The organism is Bartonella massiliensis (assembly GCF_902150025.1).
Classification (GTDB): Bacteria; Pseudomonadota; Alphaproteobacteria; order Rhizobiales; family Rhizobiaceae; genus Bartonella; species Bartonella massiliensis.
In genome coordinates this window covers 1-651 of record NZ_CABFVS010000080.1, presented here as the reverse complement: position 1 = coordinate 651, position 651 = coordinate 1, and the positions used below count along the sequence as shown (strand labels likewise).

Genomic DNA, 651 nt, shown 5'->3' with positions numbered 1-651 from the left:
ATAATAATGCTCATGTTTCTGATAATGCTAAAGTCTTGAATGAAGCTTATGTTTTCGACAATGCAAAAATTGAAGGCAATGCTAAAGTTTTTGATTGTGCAAGAATTTATGACAATGCAAGGGTTGCTGATAATGCCTTGGTTTTTGGAAGAACTTTTGTTTACGATTATGCCTGCGTTTTGAATCATGCTGAGGTCTCTGACAGGGCTGTTATAAAAGGGCATGCAAAAATCTATGATAACGCTTTATTGACTGGCTATGCGCAAGCTTATGGCAATGCTAAAATTTATGACAATGCTCAAGTCTGGTTTTTTGCTGTGGTTTGTGATGATGCTTGTATTTATGAAAATGCAAAAATTACAGGCTATACATACATTTGCGATAAAGTGAGTGTTTTTGGCAATTCATATATAGATACCAAAAAATTGAATGGTCATATGAAGATCTGTGATCAAACCATAAAAGACGTTGCATAAATAAAAGCAGCGGCGTTGCGGGGGCGCCCCTCTTTCAAACTTTCCATTCCAAATTTTAGCAAATGTTTATCACATTAGATTGTGAGGGTATTCTTATGTCTAAAAAATATGAATTAACCAGCGAAATTAAACAAATCAAACACGCACGTACTCGAAATATTATAAATCTTTATCG

1 protein-coding gene is annotated in these 651 nt (G+C 34.6%); it reads left to right on the top strand.

Annotation, left to right across the window (positions count from 1 at the left end):
* The coding region (locus FNZ60_RS09505; protein ID WP_142417299.1) for an LbetaH domain-containing protein at nucleotides 1–476 on the top strand (476 nt) is incomplete at its 5' end.
* Nucleotides 477–651: the final 175 nt, after the last annotated feature.